The organism is Streptosporangium nanhuense (assembly GCF_059358815.1).
Window position 1 is genome coordinate 404,316 of the sequence record NZ_JCADBG010000002.1, and the last position, 19,347, is coordinate 423,662.

The 19,347-nt window shown below is 72.3% G+C and carries 12 protein-coding genes; 6 read left to right on the forward strand and 6 right to left on the reverse strand.

Going from position 1 to position 19,347, the window contains the following annotated elements:
- The first annotated feature begins 13 nt into the window (after window positions 1–13).
- From AC5L38_RS06695 to AC5L38_RS06705, 3 genes are all read left to right on the forward strand, one after another.
- Window positions 14–850 carry a cupin domain-containing protein gene (locus tag AC5L38_RS06695; protein WP_495241862.1) on the forward strand — a complete coding sequence of 279 codons (837 nt, stop codon included), beginning with the start codon at window positions 14–16 and terminating at the stop codon, window positions 848–850.
- Window positions 847–2,109 carry a beta-ketoacyl-[acyl-carrier-protein] synthase family protein gene (locus AC5L38_RS06700; protein WP_495241863.1) on the forward strand — a complete coding sequence of 421 codons (1,263 nt, stop codon included), beginning with the start codon at window positions 847–849 and terminating at the stop codon, window positions 2,107–2,109. Before AC5L38_RS06695 ends, AC5L38_RS06700 begins: the two co-directional genes overlap by 4 nt.
- A 72-nt stretch (window positions 2,110–2,181) precedes the next feature.
- Window positions 2,182–3,402 carry a beta-ketoacyl synthase N-terminal-like domain-containing protein gene (locus AC5L38_RS06705; protein ID WP_495241864.1) on the forward strand — a complete coding sequence of 407 codons (1,221 nt, stop codon included), beginning with the start codon at window positions 2,182–2,184 and terminating at the stop codon, window positions 3,400–3,402.
- A 173-nt stretch (window positions 3,403–3,575) separates the two neighbouring features.
- On the opposite strand, the gene AC5L38_RS06710 is transcribed toward AC5L38_RS06705, so the two are convergent.
- Window positions 3,576–5,759 carry an MMPL family transporter gene (locus AC5L38_RS06710; protein ID WP_495241865.1) on the reverse strand — a complete coding sequence of 728 codons (2,184 nt, stop codon included), beginning with the start codon at window positions 5,757–5,759 and terminating at the stop codon, window positions 3,576–3,578.
- A 121-nt stretch (window positions 5,760–5,880) separates the two neighbouring features.
- On the opposite strand from AC5L38_RS06710, the gene AC5L38_RS06715 reads away from it, so the two are divergent.
- Together AC5L38_RS06715 and AC5L38_RS06720 are read left to right on the forward strand one after the other, a co-directional pair.
- Window positions 5,881–6,567, forward strand: coding sequence for a response regulator transcription factor (locus AC5L38_RS06715; protein WP_495241866.1), 687 nt, complete (start codon window positions 5,881–5,883; stop codon window positions 6,565–6,567).
- Window positions 6,567–7,736, forward strand: a complete 1,170-nt coding sequence (locus AC5L38_RS06720) for a sensor histidine kinase (RefSeq protein ID WP_495241867.1) — start codon at window positions 6,567–6,569, stop codon at window positions 7,734–7,736. The genes AC5L38_RS06715 and AC5L38_RS06720 overlap by 1 nt, the downstream gene beginning before the upstream one ends.
- Window positions 7,737–7,793: 57 nt before the next feature.
- Here AC5L38_RS06720 and AC5L38_RS06725 read toward each other — a convergent pair whose 3' ends face one another.
- Genes AC5L38_RS06725 through AC5L38_RS06745 form a run of 5 tightly spaced genes read right to left on the reverse strand, consistent with a single transcriptional unit; the run spans window position 7,794 to window position 14,382 of the window.
- A complete protein-coding gene (locus tag AC5L38_RS06725; protein WP_495241868.1) occupies window positions 7,794–8,105 on the reverse strand; it encodes an AzlD domain-containing protein in 312 nt (103 codons plus the stop codon).
- Window positions 8,102–8,782, reverse strand: coding sequence for an AzlC family ABC transporter permease (locus AC5L38_RS06730; protein WP_495241869.1), 681 nt, complete (start codon window positions 8,780–8,782; stop codon window positions 8,102–8,104). The genes AC5L38_RS06725 and AC5L38_RS06730 overlap by 4 nt, the downstream gene beginning before the upstream one ends.
- Window positions 8,783–8,803: 21 nt before the next feature.
- A complete protein-coding gene (locus AC5L38_RS06735; protein WP_495241870.1) occupies window positions 8,804–9,637 on the reverse strand; it encodes an AraC family transcriptional regulator in 834 nt (277 codons plus the stop codon).
- A gap of 19 nt (window positions 9,638–9,656) precedes the next feature.
- A complete protein-coding gene (locus AC5L38_RS06740) occupies window positions 9,657–11,714 on the reverse strand; it encodes a serine/threonine-protein kinase (RefSeq protein WP_495241871.1) in 2,058 nt (685 codons plus the stop codon).
- A gap of 46 nt (window positions 11,715–11,760) precedes the next feature.
- On the reverse strand, window positions 11,761–14,382 hold the full coding sequence (locus AC5L38_RS06745) for a serine/threonine-protein kinase (protein ID WP_495241872.1): 2,622 nt from the start codon (window positions 14,380–14,382) through the stop codon (window positions 11,761–11,763).
- A 529-nt stretch (window positions 14,383–14,911) separates the two neighbouring features.
- On the opposite strand from AC5L38_RS06745, the gene dnaE reads away from it, so the two are divergent.
- Window positions 14,912–18,433, forward strand: a complete 3,522-nt coding sequence (gene dnaE, locus AC5L38_RS06750) for a DNA polymerase III subunit alpha (RefSeq protein ID WP_495241873.1) — start codon at window positions 14,912–14,914, stop codon at window positions 18,431–18,433.
- Window positions 18,434–19,347 lie beyond the last annotated feature (914 nt).

The following is a 19,347-nucleotide window of genomic DNA, read 5'->3' on the forward strand; positions in this document are numbered from 1 at the left end:
GAGAACGCACATCATGATCGGACACACCGACAACGCGATCGAGATCGACGCGCCCATCGGATTCGTCTGGGACCAGACGAACGACGTCCGGAGCTGGCCGGAGCTCTTCTCCGAGTACGCCAAGGTGGAGGTTCTCGCCGAGTCGGACGACTCGGTGACCTTCCGGCTCACCATGCACCCCGACGAGCAGGACCGCGTCTGGTCGTGGGTGTCGGAGCGCTCCTGGGACCGCGACACCTGGACGGTCCGGGCGCGCAGGGTGGAGACCGGGCCGTTCGAGTTCATGAACATCACCTGGGTCTACGAGGAGCTCGGCCCCGACCGTACCCGCATGCGCTGGGTGCAGGACTTCCACATGAGGCCCGAGGCCCCGGTCGACACCCGGGGGATGACCGACCGGATCAACGCCAATTCCGCGGTCCAGATGTCGCTGATCAAGGAGAGGGTGGAGCGGCGCCGCCGCCGCGTCGTGGGTTTCCACGACGTGCCGTCCAACACCGGGCGCGGCGGCGACCTGCGCACCCTGGTCTCCCCGGCGACCTGCGGCTCCTCGTCGGGCTTCTGCGGGGCCGTGCGGCTGGCGCCGGGGGAGGGCGTCTCCGAGCACTACCACCCCTACTCGGAGGAGTACGTGTTCGTCGCGACCGGGACGCTCAGGGTGGAACTCGACGGCGAGCCGCTCACCGTCGGCGCCGAGCAGGCGCTGCTCGTCCCCCGCCACGTCAGGCACCGCCTCACCAACGTCGGCGAGGACGACGTGCTCGTGGTCTTCCAGCTCAGCCCGCTCGCCCCGAGGCCCGAACTCGGGCACGTCGACACCGAGTCCCACCCGGAGAGGGCGGGAACGTGAGGCGCGTCGTCGTCACCGGCATCGGGGTGATCGCCCCGGGCGGGGTGGGCCGGGAGGAGTTCTGGAACCGGATCGTGGACGGCAAACCGGCCGTCCGCCGGATCACCGCCTTCGACCCGTCCCCGTTCCGCTCCCAGATCGCGGCCGAGGTCGACTTCGACCCGGCCGCCTGCGGGCTCACCCCGCGCGAGGTCCGGCGGATGGACCGCTTCGCCCAGCTCGCCGTCGCCTGCGCCGACGAGGCGGTGGCCGACTCCGGCCTCGACCTCGGCGCGGCCGACCCCGAGCGGGCCGGGGTCAGCCTCGGCTCGGCGGTGGGGGCCACCATCACCCTGGAGCAGGAGTACGTCGTCGCCAGCGACCACGGCAGGGACTGGGAGGTGGACCACCGCCACCTCAAGCCGTTCCTCTACCAGTCGCTGGTGCCCTCCAGCGCGGCGGCCGAGCTCGCGGTCCGGTTCGGCGCGCACGGCCCGGCCGCCGTCGTCTCGACCGGCTGCACCTCCGGCATCGACGCGATCGGCCGGGCCTACCGGCTCATCCAGGACGGCGAGGCGGACATGATGATCACGGGGGCGTCGGACGCGCCGATCTCCCCCATCACCGTGGCGTGCTTCGACGCCATCCGCGCCACCAGCCCGGCCAACGGCGAGCCCGAGGCGGCCTCGCGGCCCTTCGACGCCGGGCGCAGGGGCTTCGTCCTCGGCGAGGGCGCGGCGGTGCTGGTGGTGGAGGAGCTGGAGCACGCCCGCCGGCGCGGCGCCCGCGTCTACTGCGAGGTCACCGGCTACGCCGCGCGGGCCAACGGGTTCCACATGACCGGGTTGCGACCCGACGGGTTCGAACTGGGCGAGGCCATCGCCGACGCGCTCGGCCAGGCCGGGCTCAACCCCGAGGACATCGGTTACGTCAGCGCCCACGGGTCGGGGACCAGGCAGAACGACCGGCACGAGACGTCGGCCTACAAGCGGAGCCTCGGCGACCACGCCCGGCGGGTGCCGATCAGCTCGATCAAGTCGGTGATCGGCCACTCGCTCGGCGCGGTCGGCTCGATCGAGATGGCCGCCTGCGCCCTGGTGCTGCAGCGGGGCGTGGTCCCGCCCACCGCGAACCTGACCGTCCCCGACCCCGAGTGCGACCTCGACTACACCCCCCTGGTCGCCCGCGAGGTGTCCGCCGCGCACGCGCTCTCCGCGGGCAGCGGCTTCGGCGGCTTCCAGTCCGCGATGATCTTCTCTGAGCCGGAGGCGAGCAGATGATCTTCTTTGATCCGGAGGCGAGCCGATGACCTTCTCTGAGCCGATGATCTTCTCTGAGCCGGAGGCGGGCCGATGAGCGACCGCAGAGCGGTGATAACCGGGATCGGCGTGGTCGCCCCGACGGGGATCGGCGTGGCCGAGCACTGGGAGGAGTCGCTGACCGGGCGGAGCCGGATCGCCCCGGTGACGTCGTTCGACGTCACCGGGGCGCCGATCCGGCTCGCGGGGGAGGTCACCGGTTTCGACGAGCGCGAGTTCGTCGACAGCAAGCTGCTGGTGCAGACCGACCGCTGGACCTGGTTCGCCCTCGCCGCCACCGGGCTCGCTCTGGCCGACGCCGCCCTCGACCCGGCGAGGGAGGACCCGTTCGACCTGTCGGTGGTGACCGCCGGGGCCTCCGGGGGGAACGCCTTCGGGCAGCGGGAGATCCAGGCGCTGTGGAGCAAGGGCCCCCGGGCGGTGAGCGCCTACCAGTCCATCGGCTGGTTCTACGCCGCCGGCAGCGGCCAGCTGTCCATCAAGCACCAGCTCAAGGGTGCCTGCGGGGTGCTGGTCGCGGACGCGGCCGGGGCGATCGACGCGCTGGCCGAGGCGGCCCGGCTGATCCGCCGGGGCACCGAGGTCGTCGTGACCGGGGGCACCGAGGCGCCGCTGTCGCCGTACGCGCTCGCCTGCCAGGCCGGCGAGGCGACGGTCAGCCGCGCGAGCGACCCGGCCGCGGCCTACCGGCCCTTCGCCCCCGGCGCGGGCGGCCACGTCCCCGGCGAGGGCGGCGCGATCCTCATCGTGGAGGACCGGCACAGCGCCCTCGGCCGGTGCGCCCCCACGGTCTACGCCGAGATCGCCGGGACCGCCTCCACCCACGACGCCCACCACGTGGCCGACCCGGCTCCCGGTCACCGCCAGTACGCCAGGGCCATGCGCGAGGCGATCGCCCGCGCCGGGCTCGGCCCGGACGACGTCGGGGTGGTCTTCGCCGACGGAGCCGGTGATCCGGTCAGGGACGCGCGGGAGGTGGCGGCGCTGCGGGAGGTGTTCGGCGCTCGCCGCGTGCCGGTGACGGTGCCCAAGACGATGACCGGCCGCCTGTGTTCCGGCGGCGCGGCCCTCGACGTCGCGTGGGCGGCCCTGTCCCTGGCCCACGGGGTCATCCCGCCGACCGCCGGCACCACCGCTCCCGAGGGCGTGGACCTGGTCACCGAGGCCAGGGCCGCGGACGGGCTGTCGGCCGCGCTGGTCGTGGCCCGAGGCTCCGGCGGCTTCAACTCCGCGGCCGTGCTGACGGCCGCCTGACGGGCTGGGCGGCCGGGGAGACACACGAACGGCCACCGCCTCCGGGAGGCGGTGGCCGTGTCGCTGTCCGCGTGACCGGCCTCCGGAGCCGGTCCCGGGGTCCTGGACCGGCTCCGGAGCCTGGACCGGGACTCGCGGGACCGGTTCCGGGGTCCTGGACCGGTTCCGGGGTCCTAGACCGGTTCCGGGATCCGGACCGGCTCGGGGTTCTCGTCCCTCAGCGGCGAGGGCTTCACCCGCAGGATCCGTGCCGCCCAGACGGGCAGCCACCAGTTCCAGCGGCCCATCATCGCGACCACCGCCGGGACCAGGATGCCGCGGATGAGGGTGGCGTCCAGGAAGATGCCCAGGGCGAGGCCGCTGGCGAACACCTTCACGTCCAGTTCGGGGGTCATGGCCAGCGCGGTGAAGGAGATGAACAGGATCAGCGCCGCCGAGGTGACCAGCCGCCCGGTGCGGCCCACGCCCTCGATCACCGCGTGCTCCGTGCTGCCCGACCTGTCGTACTCCTCGCGCATCCTGGCCAGGATGAACACCTCGTAGTCCATGCTCAGGCCGTACAGGAAGGCGAAGATGGTGAGCGGCACGAACTCGCCGATCGAGCCGGTGGGCTGGATGTCCAGCAGTTCCCTGGTCCCCCAGCCGAACTGCCACAGCACCACCATCGCGCCGATCACCGCGCCCAGCGAGAGCAGGTTGAGGACGATCGCCTTCAGCGGCAGCAGCAGCGAGCGGAACGCCCGCGCCAGCATGACGAACGTGACCAGCGCGATCAGGCCGAGCATCCAGGGGAACGCCCCGTAGGTGCGCTCCTGGAAGTCCATGCTCTGCGCCGCGTTGCCGCCGACCCGCGCGCCGGCCGGTGCCGCCTCGCGTACGCGGGTGATGGTCGCCTCGCCCTCCACGGTGCCGTTCTCCGCCGCAGGGAGCACGGTGACGACGGCGGTGCCGTCGCGGCGCCAGGACGGGTCGTCGGGGGCGAGCACGGCCGACACGCCCTCCACGCCCCGCAGCCTCTCGGCGGTCCGTGCGGGGTCGCCGGTCACCAGGACGTCGAACGGGGTGATCGAGCCGGCGGGCACGCCCGCCTGGCGCAGCGCGGAGAGCCCCTCATGGCCGGGGCCCGAGGTCAGCAGGTTCCTGCTCTCCGGCAGGCCGAGGTTGACGCCCAGGGCGGTCACCGTCAGCGCGACCAGCACCCCGCCGGTGAGCAGCGCGGCGGGCCATCGCAGCCGCACCACGCCGCGCGCCCACGCCGACCAGGCCCGCCCGGCCCGCGCCTCGCGCCGGAAGGGGAGCCCGCCCCGGCCGTCGCGGGCGCGCCTGCGGTCGAGCCGCTGCCCGGTGAGGGCGAGCAGCACCGGCAGCACGGTCAGCGTCGTGGCCACGCTCACCGCCGCGATGATCATTCCGGCGAGGCCGAGGCTGCGCAGGAACGGCACCGGCAGCACCACCATGGTCACCAGGCCGATCGCGACCGCGACGCCGCTGAACAGCACCGCCCGCCCAGCGCCCGCCATGGCCCGGTGCACGGCCTCGTCGCCCCGGTGCCCGCCGGCCCGCTCCTCCCGCCAGCGGGCCACCAGCAGCAGCGAGTAGTCGACCGCGATGCCCAGCCCCAGCAGGGGCATCGTGGTGAGGGCCACGTCGTGCACGGTCGTCACCAGCGTCAGCGCCAGGATCACGATGAACGACACGAAGATGGACAGGACCGCGATGAGGAGCGGTACGAAGGCCAGCGCCGAGCGGAACACCAGCAGCAGGACGAGCACCGCGGCGACCACCCCGATGCCGATCTTGGCGGGCACGTCCACGCCGCCCGCGTCCACGCTCGGCGCGAGGGTGTCCAGCCCCGTGACGTGGACGCTCGTGCCCGGCGGCAGCACGGGGGTCATCGCCTCGACGATGACCGGGCTCTCGTTCGGCGTCTCGCCGAGGCCGCCGCCCGGCGGGCTGCCGTCGGAGTAGGTGCCGGGGAAGACCAGCCCGAACGTGGTCCGGCCGTCGGAGCCGACCAGCCGGGGGTCGCCGGTGCCGGCGTACGAGACCACGCGGGCCTGGGGAAGCCTGGCGGAGACGGCGGCGAACGCGCGGCCGAGGGCCTCCTTCCGCTCGGTGGCACGCATTCCCTCGGGGAACACGATTACCGGGACGAACGGCCGCTGGTAGCCGCCATTCCCGTAAATTCTGACAATTTCCTGATTGGCCTCGAAAGCGGGCATTCCTGGATGTGAGTATTGCTCGGAGAGCCGCTGGATCGCGAACGGCGTCGCGCCCATACCCACCAGGAACCCCAGCACGGCCAGCAGGGCGACCAGCCCTTTGCGTCGCAGCACGAAAACCGAGATTCTCTCCATGCCGCCCAGTGCAACAAAAAGATCTTCGATCCCTGTGTGTCCGCCCTTGGAGAGGCCTGTGAATCGCTTTTCACAGAGTTTTCTATGGTCTTTCAAAGATCTGCCGGGTGAGACTTGTCGGGTGAGCCGCATACTGGTCGTAGACGACGAGCCCTATCTCGTCGATCTGGTCGCAACCGCCCTCCGCTACGAGGGGTTCGAGACGGCGATCGCCGCAACCGGTGCCTCGGCGGTGTCGCTGGCCGCGAGCTTCGACCCCGACCTGATCGTCCTGGACGTGATGTTGCCCGACGTGCTCGGCACGGAGGTCTGCCACCGGATCAGGATGACGGGGTCGGAGGTGCCGGTGGTCTTCCTCACCGCGCTCGACGCCACCGAGGACAAGATCGGCGGGCTGACCGTGGGAGGCGACGACTACGTCACCAAGCCGTTCAGCCTGGAGGAGCTGATCGCCAGGGTCCGCGCCGTGCTGCGCCGGACCCGGCGGACCGGCGCCGAGGGCGGCAGGGTGACCTTCGCCGACCTGGTCATCGAGGAGGACGCCCACGAGGTGTGGCGCGACGGCCGGCGCGTCGACCTCACCCCGACGGAGTTCAAGCTGCTGCGCTTCCTGGTGGCCAACGCGGGCAAGGTCGTCTCCAAGCGGCAGATCCTCGACCACGTGTGGGAGTACGACTTCGGCGGCAACGACGGGGTCGTGCAGACCTACATCAGCTACCTGCGCCGCAAGGTCGACGCGTCCCACCCGCCGCTCATCCACACCGTCCCCAGGGTGGGATACGTCGTGCGCCTGCCCAGGGAAGACTGATGTCGCTGCGGACCCGCCTCGTGCTCACCGTCGTGGGCCTGGTCGCCCTGGCGCTCGGGACGGCGGCGGGGGCGACGTTCGGCGCGCTGCAGGACTGGCGCGGCCACGGCGGCGCCCGGCTGCTCGCCCTGACCACCCCCGAGGCGCTGATGGCCGCCTCCGACGAGCTGACCGAACGCGTCGCGCTGGTCATGATCGGCTCCTCGGTGTTCGCGCTCGCCTGCCTGACCCTGCTCGCCACCCACCTGATCGGCCGCGGGCTGCGCCCGCTGGACCGCATCGTCGAGACCGCGGCGGCCATCGGCGAGGGAAACCTGGAGCGCCGCATCGAGGCGGCGCCCCCCACCGGGGAGGTGGGCCGCCTGGGCCACGCGCTCAACCAGATGCTCGCCCAGATCGAGGAGGCGTTCCGCGAGCGCGAGGCGTCGGAGGACCGGCTGCGCCGTTTCGTCGCCGACGCCTCCCACGAGCTGCGCACCCCGATCGCCTCCATCCGCGGCTACGCCGAGCTGTTCCGGCGCGGCGCGGCCACCCGGCCGGAAGACCTGGCCAAGGCCATGCGCAGGATCGAGGCCGAGGCCACCCGGATGGGTTCCCTGGTCGACGAGATGCTGCTGCTGGCCCGCCTCGACCAGGGCCGCCCCCTGGAACGCTCCCCGGTGGAGCTGACCTCGCTCGCCGCCGACGCGGTGGCCGACACCCTCGCCATCGAGCCGCTCCGGCCGCTGTCGCTGGAGTGCGAGGGGCCCGTCGAGGTGCCCGGCGACGCCGCCAGGATCCGCCAGATCGTCGGCAACCTGCTGGCCAACGTGCTCAGCCACACCCCCGAGGGGACCCCGGCGGTCGTCAGGGTCCGGGCGGACGGCGAGCACGCCGTGGTCGAGGTGACCGACGAGGGCCCCGGCCTCACCGAGGAGCAGGGCTCCCTGGTCTTCGAGCGTTTCCACCGGGCCGGTCCCCCCCGCGACGGTGCCCGCCACGGGGGCGCGGGCCTCGGGCTGTCCATCGTCGCCGCCGTCGCCGCCGCGCACGGCGGCGACGCCACGGTCGTCTCCCGCCCCGGCGCGGGCGCCACCTTCCGCGTACGGTTCCCGCGCGCCACCGGCCCCGCCCCGGACGTGGCGCGAGGTGACGACCTCGGCCCGGGGCGTGGCACGGTGCGACGGTGAGGGGCGTGGGGCGAGGTGACGGCCTCGGCTCCAGGGGGCGGGGCGGCGGTGAGGGGCTCAGCCCAGCAGGTGGCGCAGCGCGGCGGTGACGACGGCCGCCGCCGCGAGGACCACCAGGAAGGGGGCGCGCAGCAGCAGTGCCACGACGGCGGCGCCAATCCCCGCGGTGCGCGGCCAGTCGACGTGCAGCGCCTGCCCGTCGCCGAAGGTCTGCACCGCGATCAGCGCCGCCAGCAGCGCCACCGGGACCAGCGTCGCGAAGCGCTGCACCCCCGGGTGGTCGAGGACGCGGCGCGGGGCCGACAGCCCGGCGAGCTTCAGCGCGTAACAGGCGGCGCAGGTGGCGACGACGGCCCACCAGACGGTCACTTCGGCCTCCTCAGGATCACCGCGAGCACGGCGACGGACGCGAGCAGCACGGGCACGCCCGGCGGGGTGAACGGGGTCGCGGCCAGCGCGACCGCCGCGCCGCAGCCCGCGATCAGGCGCAGCGCGCGGGCCTCGGCACCCTTCCCGGTGAGCCGGGGCCACAGGATGGCGAGGAACGTCGCGGGGCCGACAGCGTCCAGGCCGAACACCGAGGGGTCGGCCACCCGGGAGGTGCCCAGCGCGCCGGCCAGGGTGGTGGCGTTCCAGGTCAGATAGAGGGTGGCGAAGGTGACCAGGAACGCCGTCCTGGCCGACTCCTCGTCCGGCTGGGCCAGCGCGACCGCCGTCGTCTCGTCGATCACCCCCTGGGCCGTCAGCGGCCTGCGCCAGCCCCGGATGTCGAGCACCCCGGCCATCCGGAGGCCGTACAGGCTGTTGCGGGCACCCAGCAGCATCGCGCCGGCCGCGCCCGCGACCAGGTTGCCGCCGCCCGCGACGACGCCGACCAGGGCGAACTGCGAGGCGCCGGTGAAGGCGAACAGGCTCAGCACGCACGCCTGCGCGACGCTGAGCCCCGCGGTGACCGCCGCCGCGCCGAAGGCCACCCCCGACAGGCCGACGGCGATCCCCACGCCCAGTCCGTCCCTGATGGCGGAGGAACGAGTGGTTGTTTCCATGGCGGTGAGCTTATGTACGGTTCAAGCCCTGGTCTTGTACGTTCCTGCGCGCTGGTACGCGGCCGGTGGCACGCCCACCGTCCGGGTGAAGTGCCTGCTCAGGTGGGCCTGGTCGGTGAAGCCCACGTCCCCGGCGACCTGCGCGGGAGGGGTTCCCGACTGGAGCAGCCGCCGGGCCCGGATGATCCGCAGCGTGTTCAGGTAGGCGTGCGGGGGAAGCCCGGTGGCCGCCTTGAAGGCCCGGATCAGGGTGAAGGGCCTCGTGTCCACCGCCCGCGCCAGGTCCTCGATCGTGGGCGGGTCGACGAGCCGCTCGTGCAGGATCTCCCGGGCACGCCGCACCGCCGGGTCGTCGTCCCGGTGCGGCGCGTCCGCGGGGTGGCGGGAGGCGTGCCGGCTGAGCAGCGCGGCGAAGGCCGTGCGGGCCAGTGTCGAGGAGGCGAGGTCGTCGCCCCTCTCCGCGGCGTCGTGCGCGGCCCGCAGCAGCGCGACGGTGGGCCGGTGGTAGGTGACGGTCTCGGGGAAGCAGGGGGTGCCGTGCCCGGCCATCAGCTCGGCGGCGATCCCGGAGACGAACTCGACCGAGGGGTACAGCACCCGGTAGGACCACCCGCCGGGGACGCCCGCGTAGCCGTCGTGCGCCTCCTCGGGGTTGAGCGTGCTCAGGCTGCCCGGCCCCGCGCGGTGGACGGTGCCCCGGTAGGCGAACTCCTCCACCCCCGACAGGACCATCGCGATCGCGTAGCTCTCGTGCGCGTGCGGCGGGAAGCGGTGGGTCACGTACCTGGCCTTGAGGAGGTCCACCCCCGGCAGGGCCGGGGTGCGCCAGAAACGCGCCCTCTCCTGGCCGCTCATGTGCCGCTCAGGTGGCCGCTCACGGCCGGAAGGTCCTGGCGAACGTGTCGAAGAACGAGCGGTCCCACCCCGCGGCGGGGCTCTCCCAGTAGATCGCGTACGGCCTGTCGGCGAGGGTGCGGAAGCCCCGGTCCAGGACGCGTGTGCGGACCCCGTTCTTGAGGTAGGTGAACTCCCAGTCGGCGGCCGGCACCCCCCGGTAGACCAGCGAGGTGATGCCGATCCGCCGGTAGCCGGGCCAGACGTTGTCGGCCGTCCCCGCCTTCTCCACCTTCTGCCAGTGCCTGACCGGGTTCTTCTCCGGGTCGTCGGTCGACTCGATCCACAGGAAACCGCTCGCGCCGGGGGCGCGGAACTCCACCCTGTCACGGCCGGCGAACCGCTTGACCCGCCAGTCTTTGGGCACCGCGACGGAGAAGCCCATCGGGTCGCGGTGCAGCCGCCAGCCCGCGGGGACGGCCCGGGTCGGGCGCGGCGTCGCCGTCGGGCTCGGCTCCGGGGTGGGGGTCGCCTCCGGCGTGGGGCCGGTGGGGCCGGTGGGGCCGGTGGCCGGGGCCGTGACGTCGGCCCGGTCGTCACCGGTGTCGGCCGTGCCGCCGAGATTCTGCAGCAGCAGCCACGCGCCGACCCCGACCGCCACCACGAGCGCGCCCGCCCCGGCCAGCAGCGCCGTCCGTCCCGCCCCCGCCCGCCGCGCGGGCGCGGCCCCCGCGTCCGTGGACTGCTCCAGCCCCGGCCAGGAACCGGGCGTCGGAGACGGGCCGCCGTGGGCCGGTCGCTGCCCGGCATGGGGGTACGAGGGCTGTCCGTGGGGCGCGTACGCCTCGGGATGGGTGTACGGGGACTGCTCGTGGCGCGCGTAAGCCTCGTGGTCCGCGTACGGGGCCTGCCCGCGCTGCGTGTACGCCTCGGGATGGGTGAACGACGCCTGTTCCTGGCGCGCGTACGCCTCGGGATGCGTGTGCGGGGACTGTTCGTGGCGCGCGTGCGCCTCGTGGTCCGCGTACGGCGGCTGCTGGGGCCGCGTGTGCCCGGACGCGTACGGCGACCACCCCGGTGGCGTGGGCGCGACGGGGGCGGGCGTGACGGGGTGCGAGGGCCGCCCCGGACCGCCCGGGGGGTCACCGTGTCCCTGCTGCCACGCGCCCCGCGCAGCGTCCTGACGCCACGGTGGCGGGTCGGCGCGCGGCGGGTCGGCGGGGAGCCCGGGGGAGGCGTACGCCCGCCCGGAGACAGGCCCGGGACGCGCCGCCCGCCCGGAGGCCGGCCCGGTGGAGGAGGCGCGGCCGAGCAGGGCCTCGGCCTGGTCGGCGGCCGTCCGGGCGGCGGGGTCCCTGGCCATCAGGCCGAGGATCGCCGTCGCCAGCGGCCCCGAGTGGGCCATGGGGCTGGGCTCGCCGTGCAGGACGGCCATCATGGTGGCCGCCGCCGTGGCCCGCTCGAAGGGGGGACGGCCCTCCAGGGCCGCGTACAGCGTCGCCCCGAGCGACCACAGGTCCGACTCGGGGGTGGCGGGCAGCCCGTGCAGCCGCTCGGGAGGCAGGAACGCCGGGGTGCCGACCATCGCGCCCGTACGGGTGATGCCGGTCTCCTGCGTCATGGAGGCGATGCCGAAGTCGGTGAGCACCACCCGGCCGTCGTCGGCCAGCAGCACGTTCTCCGGCTTGACGTCGCGGTGCAGCACCCCCGCGGCGTGCGCGGCCCGCAGCGCGCCCAGCACGTGCAGCCCCACCGAGGCGACCCGCTCGGGCGGGAGCGGCCCGCCCGTACGGACGATCTCGCCCAGCGACCGGGACCGGACCAGCTGCATGACGATCCAGGGACGCCCGTCCTCCTCGACCACGTCGTGCACGATGACCACGGAGGGGTGGTCGAGGCGCCCGGCGGTCCTGGCCTCGCGGATGGTGCGCCGGTTCAGGTCGGTGCGCGCGGCCTCGTCGACCCCCCGGTAGCGGACCTCCTTGACGGCCACCACCCGGTCGAGGAGCTCGTCGTGGGCGCGCCAGACGATGCCCATGCCGCCCTCGCCGATGTGTTCGAGCAGCCGGTAGCGGCCCGCCACCTTCCGTTCCGCCATCCCCCGCCCTCCCAAGCTCACCGACCGCAGGCGGTGGGGCTCCCGCTCACTTTTTCGAGGAGAAGGTCGCGGTGAACCCTTCGAAGAGATGCATGTTCTTCTTCCAGTCCTTGGACAGGGTATGCCAGTAAATCGCATACCCCCGGCCGCCCTTGGTGACGAACCCCCGGTTGATCACGCGGGCCTTGCCCGAGTTGGTGTTCCAGGTGAACTCCCAGTCGGCGGCCTTCACCATGTACTTGACGTTCGCGATCCGGACCCGGTCGTAGCCGGGGAAGTTGCCCCGGACGACCCTCTCCTGGTTCTCCCAGTCCTTCTTCGGGTCGGGGCCCGCCTTGTCGACGTACTCGACGAAGACGAAGCTCGTCCGGTCGGGGCCGCGGAACCACACCTGCTGGCCGGGCCGCTTCTCCACGCCCCACCCCTTGGGCAGGCCGATCGAGAAGCCGTTGGAGTCCTTGTGCATCTTCCAGCCGGAGGGGAGGGGGGACTTCTCCTCCTCCTTCTTGGTGGGGCTCGGGCTGGGGGAGGGGGACGCCGAGGGCGACCCCGACGGGGAGTCGGAGGACGGCGAGGCATCCGGGGCCGGCGAGCCCTCCGGGGTCGTCTCGGCGCTGCCGCTCGGGGCGTTCGAGGCGCTGGAGGCGCTCGGCTCGCCCGGCCTGGCCTGCGGGGTCTCGTCGCCGTCGCCGCTGCGCATGCCGATCCAGCCGGCGATCCCGCCGACGATCAGCAACGCGGGCAGGAGGACCAGCAGGCCCCGCTTCAGCGGGGAGTTGCCCGACCCGCCCGACCCGCGCGAGGCGAGCGTGTCGTTCCCTTCGGAGTAGCCGTCGACGTACGTGCCGCGGTCCCCGCCGTAGGGGGGCGAGGGCTCGCGCGAAGCGGGCTCGGCCCTGGAGGCGGAGACGGGCTCCCCGGCGGGCTCCGGCCTCGGCGCGGGCTCGCGTCCCACGGGCGGGAAGGGGTTGGGGCGAGCGGCGGGCCGCTGCCGCCCCCCGGCCGGAGGGGTGCCCTCACGGCTCGCCTGGGACGCCTTCCCGGCCGCGGAGCCGGGAGCGGAACCGGGAGCCGCCGTGCCCGGCTTCGCCTCGCGGGCCGGTGCGGCGCCGGAGGACGGTCCGGGCTTCGGCTTGGGGGCGAACCTGGCCAGGATCGGGGCCGCGGCGGCGGGCTTCGGGTCGGACCCGGGTTCGGGCTCGGATTCGGGCTCGGGCTTGGGTTCGGGTTTGGGGTCGGCGGCCGGTCTCGGCTTGGGGGCGAACCTGGCCAGGATCGGGGGCGCGGCCTCGGCGGCCGCCGGGGGAGCGGGCGTGTCCTTGCCGGGCTTCGAACCCGCCTCCGCCCCGGAGGCCTGCGCGCCGGCCTTCGCCTCGGGAGCCGGCGAACCCGCTCCGGCGTCTCCGGCGTCTCCGGTGTCCTGTACGGGGGAGCCGGTCCCGGACTCGGGGGCCTGGCCACCCTTCTCCGGTGCCGCCCCGGCCCTCTCCGCCGAACCGGCTTCCGCCGAACCGGCCGCCACGGCACCGGCCGCGGCGAAACCGGGCACCGCGGAACCGGGCACCGCGCGGGCGGGTGCCTCGGGAGCGTCCTGCGCGGGGGCGGGCCTTCGCCGCGCGTCCGCGGCGGGCGCCTTCGCGGCCTTCGCGCCGCTCTTCGGCTTCTCCCCGCGCGGCGCGGGCACGGGCGGGGCGTCGCTCTTGGCCCCCGGAGGTACGGGGTCCAGCTTCGCGCCCGTCTCGGGGACGCCGCCGGTCCGGAAGGCGATCCCGGGGTCGGTCTCGTCCGACGGGTCCACGGCCGGCATGACGGCGGTCCTGGCGGGCCGGTCCCGGGTGCCCTCGCCCTCGGCCACCCGGCGCAGCAGCCGCTCGGCCTCCTTGTAGGGCATGCGCAGCGCCGGGTCCTTGCGGAGCAGCCCTTCGAGGACCGGGGCCAGCAGCGGACCGGCGTTGGCCGGGGGCTCGGGCTCGTCGTTCAGGATGGCGTGCATGGTCGGCAGCGCCCCGCCCCGGTCGTGCGGGGGCCTGCCCTCGACGGCGGCGTACAGGGTCGCGCCGAGCGACCACAGGTCGGACTCGCGCTGCGCGCTGCCGCCCTTGATGCGCTCCGGCGGGATGAACGCGGGGGTGCCCGCGATGCCGGTCATGGTCAGCGCGGTCTCGGCCTCCAGGGTCGCGATGCCGAAGTCGGTCAGCACCACCCGGCCGTCGTCGGCCAGCAGCACGTTCTCCGGCTTGACGTCGCGGTGCAGCACCCCCTGGGCGTGGGCGGCGCGCAGCGCCTCCAGCAGCTTGAGGCCGATCTCCGCGACCCGCCGCGGCGGCAGCGGCCCGTCCTGGCGCATCACCTTGCCGAGGGAGCGCGACTCCACCAGCTGCATGACGATCCAGGGACGCCCGTCCTCCTCGACGACGTCGTGGACGACCACCACGTTCGGGTGCGTCAGGCGCCCGGCGGCACGCGCCTCGCGCTTGGTGCGCCGGTTGAAGTCCTCCTGGTTGTCCTCGCCGAGCATGTCGGCGTAGCGGACCTCCTTGATCGCGACCTCACGGTCGAGGAGCTCGTCGTGGGCCCGCCACACGATGCCCATGCCACCCCGGCCGATGGCTTCGAGCAGGTGGTAGCGGGAGGCGATACGGCGCCCCTCGGGCTGTGCTTCGGCCATCAACCGGCTTACCTCCTTCTGAACCCCCGAATACTCTCATAGCCCGGTAAAGTGATCGACTCACACGCCGGAGAAAGGTCCACATCGTGAGATCCGGTGTCCAGTACGTGGCGGATGTCGGGAAGGCGATCTGAGAATCGCCGTGTGACCTGCACCTTTGTATCGGATGAACCGGCCGCGCGGAGCCGATCGTGACAGTGTCGAACCGGTGACCGGCCGGAACACGTGCGGGGCGGGGACGTGAGGTCCCCGCCTTTTCGTGAAACTCCCGCAGGAAACCCCTGCCGGAGGTCCCCGGCCGATCCCGGCGGCTCATCGGGCGGGGCCGACGGGATCGGATGGCTCCGCTCGCGTAGTGCCGTGGGCGACATATGTCGTCACCCGTACTATGTGGTCAGGGGCAGGCCTCGCGCCGGGAGGTCCGGGACGTCGCCGGGGAGAGGCGACCCGGAGCGTGAGGGGCGCTTCCGAAACCCAACTTGGATACGCTTTCCCCGCCGACGGTGCGACTAGGGGAGGACGGGGCCGCATGTCAGACTCGTTTGTGCATCTGCACGTTCACACGGAATACTCCATGCTGGATGGGGCCGCCCGTTTGAAGCAGATGTTCAAACAGGTCGGTGACCTGGGGATGCCCGCCATCGCGATCACCGACCACGGCAACATGCACGGCGCCTACGACTTCTACCGGCAGGCGACCGGCGCCGGGATCAAGCCGATCATCGGCATCGAGGCCTACGTCGCCCCGGCCTCCCGGCACCAGAAGAAGCCGGTGCTGTGGGGCGAGCCGCACCAGAAGCGCGACGACGTCTCGGCGGGTGGCTACTACACCCACATGACCATCTGGGCGAAGAACGCCACGGGCCTGGGCAACCTGATGAAGCTCTCCTCGCGCGCCTACACCGAGGGCTTCGTCCGCAAGTGGGCCAGGATGGACGCCGAGATCCTCGCCGAGCACGCCGAGGGCCTGATGGCCACCACCGGCTGCCCGTCGGGCGAGGTGCAGACCCGCCTGCGCCTGGGCCAGTACGACGAGGCGGTCGCCGCGGCGGCCAGGTTCCAGGAGCTGTTCGGCAAGGACAACTACTACCTGGAGATCATGGACCACGGGCTCGACATCGAGCGCCGGGTCCGCGACGGCCTGACCCGCATCTCCAAAGAGCTGAACATCCCGCCGCTGGTCACCAACGACTCCCACTACACCTACGAGTCGGACGCGACCTCGCACGACGCGCTGCTGTGCATCCAGACAGGCAAGCAGCTGTCCGACCCCGACCGCTTCCGCTTCGACGGCAGCGGCTACTACATCAAGAACGCCGACGAGATGCGCGCCGTCGACTCCTCCGACCTGTGGGCCGAGGGCTGCCGCAACACCCTGCTGGTCGCCGAGAAGGTCGACCCGAGCGGCATGTTCGGCTTCAAGAACCTGATGCCCACCTTCCCCCTGCCCGAGGGGGAGACCGAGGAGAGCTGGTTCCGCAAGGAGATCTGGTCGGGCATGGAGCGGCGCTTCCCCGAGGGCGTCGACGAGGAGCACCGCGCGCAGATCGAGTTCGAGATGAGCGTCATCCTGCAGATGGGGTTCCCCTCCTACTTCCTCGTGGTCGCCGACTTCATCATGTGGGCCAAGAACAACGGCATCCGCGTCGGCCCCGGGCGAGGCTCGGCCGCGGGCTCGCTGGCCGCGTACGCGCTGGGCATCACCGACCTCGACCCGCTGCCGCACGGGCTGATCTTCGAGCGGTTCCTCAACCCCGACCGCGTCTCCATGCCCGACGTCGACATCGACTTCGACGAGCGCAGGCGCGGCGACGTGATCCGCTACGTGACGGAGAAGTACGGCGCCGACAAGGTCGCCATGATCGCCACCTTCGGCACCATCAAGGCGAAGGCCGCCATCAAGGACGCGGCTCGCGTCCTCGGGCATCCGTACGCGCTGGGGGACAAGGTCTCCAAGGCGTTCCCGCCCGCGGTGATGGGCAAGGACATCCCGCTGTCGGGCATCTTCGACTCCGAGCACCCGCGCTACAACGAGGCGGGCGAGCTGCGCAGGCTGTACGAGGAGGACGTCGACGTCAAGTCGGCGATGGACCTCGGCAGGGGCCTGGAGGGCCTGATCCGGCAGACCGGCGTGCACGCGGCCGGGGTCATCATGTCGGCGGAGGTGCTGACCGACTACATCCCGATCATGCGCCGCGACTCCGACGGTGTGATCATCACGCAGTTCGACTACCCGACCTGCGAGACGCTCGGCCTGCTGAAGATGGACTTCCTGGGCCTGCGCAACCTCACGATCATCGACGACTGCCTGAAGATGATCGAGGCCAACACCGGCGAGGCCATCGACCTGCTCAAGCTGCCGCTGGACGACCGCAAGACGTACGAGCTGCTCGGCCGGGGCGACACCCTTGGGGTGTTCCAGCTGGACGGCGGCGGCATGCGGTCGCTGCTGCGGCTGATGAAGCCCGACAACTTCGAGGACATCTCCGCCGTCGGCGCGCTGTACCGCCCCGGCCCGATGGGCGCCAACTCCCACACCAACTACGCGCTGCGCAAGAACGGCCTGCAGGAGATCGTCCCGATCCACCCGGAGTTCGAGGAGTCGCTCCAGGAGATCCTCGGCACGACGTACGGCCTGATCGTCTACCAGGAGCAGGTCATGGCCATCGCGCAGAAGGTCGCCGGGTTCTCGCTCGGCAAGGCCGACCTGCTGCGCCGCGCGATGGGCAAGAAGAAGAAGTCGGAGCTGGACAAGCAGTTCGAGTCCTTCGAGCAGGGCATGAAGGACAACGGCTACTCGGCCGCGGCGATCAAGACGCTCTGGGACATCCTGCTGCCCTTCTCCGACTACGCCTTCAACAAGGCGCACAGCGCCGCCTACGGCCTGGTCTCCTACTGGACCGCCTACCTCAAGGCCAACTACCCGGCCGAGTACATGGCGGGCCTGCTCACCTCGGTCAAGGACGACAAGGACAAGTCGGCCCTCTACCTCAACGAGTGCCGCCGGATGGGCATCAAGGTGCTGCCGCCGGACGTCAACGACTCCGACTTCGACTTCACCCCGCGCGGCACCGACGTCCGGTTCGGCCTGTCGGCCATCCGCAACGTCGGCGGCAACGTGGTCGACGGGATCATCGCCGCGCGCCGGGAGAAGAGCCGCTTCGCCGACTTCAAGGACTTCCTGCGCAAGGTTCCCATGGTGGTCTGCAACAAGCGGGTCATCGAGTCGCTGGTCAAGGCCGGCGCCTTCGACTCCTTCGGGCACGTGCGCAAGGGCCTGGTGATGATCCACGAGCAGGCCGTCGACAGCATCATCGGGATCAAGAAGAACGAGGCCCAGGGACAGGACTCCCTGTTCGGGGCCGTCGAGGGCGCCGAGGACGAGACCTTCGACGTACAGATCCCGCTGGGCGAGTGGGACAAGAACACCCTGCTGCAGTTCGAGCGGGAGATGCTCGGCCTGTACGTCTCCGACCACCCGCTCTTCGGCGTGGAGCACATCCTGGCCTCCGGCGCCGACTGCTCGATCGCCGCGCTGCAGGACGAGCACCGTCCCGACGGCCAGGTCGTCACCGTCGGCGGCATCCTGAGCGGCCTGCAGCGCAAGGTCACCAAGAAGGGCGACACCTGGGTCCTGACCCAGCTGGAGGACCTGGAGGGTGCCATCGAGGTGATGATCTTCCCCTCGGCGTACCAGCTCTGCGCGACGGTGCTCGCCGAGGACGCCATCGTGTTCGTCAAGGGCCGCCTGGACAAGCGCGAGGACGTCGGGAAGATCATCGCCATGGAGGTGACGGCCCCCGACCTGACCCGCGAGGCCGGTGGCCCGCTCGCCGTCAGCCTCGCCCTGGCCCGGTGCACCCCGCCGGTGGTCGGCCGCCTCAAGGAGGTGCTGACCGCGCACCCCGGCACCACCGAGGTGCACCTTCAGGTCCACAACGGCCCGAAGACCACCATCGTGCGCCTCGACGACCGCCTGCGGGTGTCGCCGTCCCCGGCGCTGATGGGCGACCTGAAGCAGCTGCTCGGCCCCGCCTGCCTCGGAGCCTGAGCCAGGGCCGGAGCCAGGGCCAGAGCCAAGGCCGGAGCCGGAGCCTGAGTCGAGGTCTGAGCAGGGACCTGAAAGCGCGCGGGTCGCGTCGGACGCGACGGCCGTGGTGGCGGCGACGGCGACGGTGACGGGTCGAGCCGGCGCCCGCCTCGCGCCGGCCGCCGCCCGGATTCGCCGGCGACCGTTGTCGCGCCGGGTGAGAAGCCGGATCGCCTCAACGGCTTCCAGGCTGCCAGGGAGCCGTTCCGGTTCTGCGAAGACCTGCGCCGGCCGCTCTCTCCCGGAATGCGGCCCGCCCCCGGTGCCGGCCGCATTCCGGCGGGATTCACGAACGAAAAGCGAACGCCCGGCGTCGTTTCCCCCGTCGGCTGGACATTTGTCATTCAAAACGTATTCAAGGGTCACCGCCCGGCTGTGATCTCGGCAACCTGTTAGGTCGCGGGGTGTCGCCGGGTTCTCGATGTGGTGCGGAAACGCGCGGTCGGGCGGTTGCCGGGCCTGAGGGCTCCCGCGTTGTTCGTCAAATGCCCTCCTCGCGAATCCTCCGCCCTTCGACGGGCGCTTCGGAGGGTGCTTGAAGGCGGTCGCTCATTCGGGGATCGATCGTCGGATCATCCGTGAACGCGTTTCCCCGACGACTCGGTGCCCGATGAGTTCTTGGGAGTTGTTACGGCGCGTGGTCCCGACGACCGCGCCACCGTCGACTCACCGGATATGTCGTCGGCGAAACCCGGCGATCCCTGATCCACGCGACCCAGGGTTGGCCAATTCCATCAGAAACTATCGGAATCTTGCCGAAACTTCTAGGTGGGAATCGGTGCATGTGACAGCGGCGTCCCATGATCATATTTGGGGGCTGCCGCCCTCCGTCCGACGCGCCGCCGCCCTGTCCGCTACGAAAGTTTCATCCTGTG